At 52.5% G+C, this 2,987-nt stretch carries 1 rRNA gene; it reads right to left on the bottom strand.

Going from position 1 to position 2,987, the window contains the following annotated elements:
- Positions 1-26: 26 nt before the first annotated feature.
- Positions 27-2,933, bottom strand: a 23S ribosomal RNA gene (locus tag HMPREF0201_RS21825).
- Positions 2,934-2,987: the final 54 nt, after the last annotated feature.

The raw sequence follows: 2,987 nt of genomic DNA, 5'->3' as shown, positions 1-2,987 counted from the left end.
GTCTCGCAAAACACCTTTGGTGTTGTAAGGTTAAGCCTCACGGGTCATTAGTACTGGTTAGCTCAACGTATCGCTACGCTTACACACCCAGCCTATCAACGTCGTAGTCTTCAACGTCCCTTCAGGGGTCTCAAGGACCCAGGGAGAATTCATCTCGGGGCAAGTTTCGCGCTTAGATGCTTTCAGCGCTTATCTCTTCCGCATTTAGCTACCGGGCAATGCCATTGGCATGACAACCCGAACACCAGTGATGCGTCCACTCCGGTCCTCTCGTACTAGGAGCAGCCCCCCTCAATTCTCCAGCGCCCACGGCAGATAGGGACCGAACTGTCTCACGACGTTCTAAACCCAGCTCGCGTACCACTTTAAATGGCGAACAGCCATACCCTTGGGACCTACTTCAGCCCCAGGATGTGATGAGCCGACATCGAGGTGCCAAACACCGCCGTCGATATGAACTCTTGGGCGGTATCAGCCTGTTATCCCCGGAGTACCTTTTATCCGTTGAGCGATGGCCCTTCCATTCAGAACCACCGGATCACTAAGACCTGCTTTCGCACCTGCTCGAGCCGTCACTCTCGCAGTCAAGCTAGCTTATGCCTTTGCACTAACCTCACGATGTCCGACCGTGATTAGCTAACCTTCGTGCTCCTCCGTTACGCTTTAGGAGGAGACCGCCCCAGTCAAACTACCCACCAGACACTGTCCGCAACCCGGATACGGGTCTACGTTAGAACATCAAACATTAAAGGGTGGTATTTCAAGGTTGGCTCCACGCAGACTGGCGTCCACGCTTCAAAGCCTCCCACCTATCCTACACATCAAGGCTCAATGTTCAGTGTCAAGCTATAGTAAAGGTTCACGGGGTCTTTCCGTCTTGCCGCGGGTACACTGCATCTTCACAGCGATTTCAATTTCACTGAGTCTCGGGTGGAGACAGCCTGGCCATCATTACGCCATTCGTGCAGGTCGGAACTTACCCGACAAGGAATTTCGCTACCTTAGGACCGTTATAGTTACGGCCGCCGTTTACCGGGGCTTCGATCAAGAGCTTCTCCTTGCGGATAACCCCATCAATTAACCTTCCGGCACCGGGCAGGCGTCACACCGTATACGTCCACTTTCGTGTTTGCACAGTGCTGTGTTTTTAATAAACAGTTGCAGCCAGCTGGTATCTTCGACTGCCTTCAGCTCCACCCGCGAGGGGTTTCACCTACCGACAGCGTGCCTTCTCCCGAAGTTACGGCACCATTTTGCCTAGTTCCTTCACCCGAGTTCTCTCAAGCGCCTTGGTATTCTCTACCTGACCACCTGTGTCGGTTTGGGGTACGATTTAATGTTACCTGATGCTTAGAGGCTTTTCCTGGAAGCAGGGCATTTGTTACTTCAGCACCGTAGTGCCTCGTCATCACACCTCAGCGTTAACAGAAGTCCGGATTTACCTAAACTTCCCGCCTACATGCTTAAACCGGGACAACCGTCGCCCGGCTAACATAGCCTTCTCCGTCCCCCCTTCGCAGTAACACCAAGTACAGGAATATTAACCTGTTTCCCATCGACTACGCCTTTCGGCCTCGCCTTAGGGGTCGACTCACCCTGCCCCGATTAACGTTGGACAGGAACCCTTGGTCTTCCGGCGAGCGGGCTTTTCACCCGCTTTATCGTTACTTATGTCAGCATTCGCACTTCTGATACCTCCAGCAGACCTCACAGTCCACCTTCAACGGCTTACAGAACGCTCCCCTACCCAACAACACCTAAGTGTCGCTGCCGCAGCTTCGGTGCATGGTTTAGCCCCGTTACATCTTCCGCGCAGGCCGACTCGACCAGTGAGCTATTACGCTTTCTTTAAATGATGGCTGCTTCTAAGCCAACATCCTGGCTGTCTGTGCCTTCCCACATCGTTTCCCACTTAACCATGACTTTGGGACCTTAGCTGGCGGTCTGGGTTGTTTCCCTCTTCACGACGGACGTTAGCACCCGCCGTGTGTCTCCCGTGATAACATTCTTCGGTATTCGTAGTTTGCATCGGGTTGGTAAGCCGGGATGGCCCCCTAGCCGAAACAGTGCTCTACCCCCGAAGATGAGTTCACGAGGCGCTACCTAAATAGCTTTCGGGGAGAACCAGCTATCTCCCGGTTTGATTGGCCTTTCACCCCCAGCCACAAGTCATCCGCTAATTTTTCAACATTAGTCGGTTCGGTCCTCCAGTTAGTGTTACCCAACCTTCAACCTGCCCATGGCTAGATCACCGGGTTTCGGGTCTATACCCTGCAACTTAACGCCCAGTTAAGACTCGGTTTCCCTGCGGCTCCCCTATACGGTTAACCTTGCTACAGAATATAAGTCGCTGACCCATTATACAAAAGGTACGCAGTCACCCCATAAATGAGGCTCCCACTGCTTGTACGTACACGGTTTCAGGTTCTGTTTCACTCCCCTCGCCGGGGTTCTTTTCGCCTTTCCCTCACGGTACTGGTTCACTATCGGTCAGTCAGGAGTATTTAGCCTTGGAGGATGGTCCCCCCATATTCAGACAGGATACCACGTGTCCCGCCCTACTCTTCGAACTCACAATTTGTGCATTTTAGTGTACGGGAGTATCACCCTGTACCCTGCGACTTTCCAGACGCTTCCACTAACACACAAACTGATTCAGGTTCTGGGCTGCTCCCCGTTCGCTCGCCGCTACTGGGGGAATCTCGGTTGATTTCTTTTCCTCGGGGTACTTAGATGTTTCAGTTCCCCCGGTTCGCTTCGTTAAGCTATGTATTCACTTAACGATAGTGTGTCGAAACACACTGGGTTTCCCCATTCGGAAATCGCCGGCTATAACGGTTCATATCACCTTACCGACGCTTATCGCAGATTAGCACGTCCTTCATCGCCTCTGACTGCCAGGGCATCCACCGTGTACGCTTAGTCGCTTAACCTCACAACCCGAAGATGTTTCGCTTCGAATTATGAAAATTTGAGAGACTCGAACA

Origin of the sequence: Cedecea davisae DSM 4568 (assembly GCF_000412335.2) — a bacterium.
In the GTDB taxonomy this organism is placed as follows: Bacteria; Pseudomonadota; Gammaproteobacteria; order Enterobacterales; family Enterobacteriaceae; genus Cedecea; species Cedecea davisae.
This window is presented reverse-complemented; position numbering and strand designations above follow the sequence as displayed.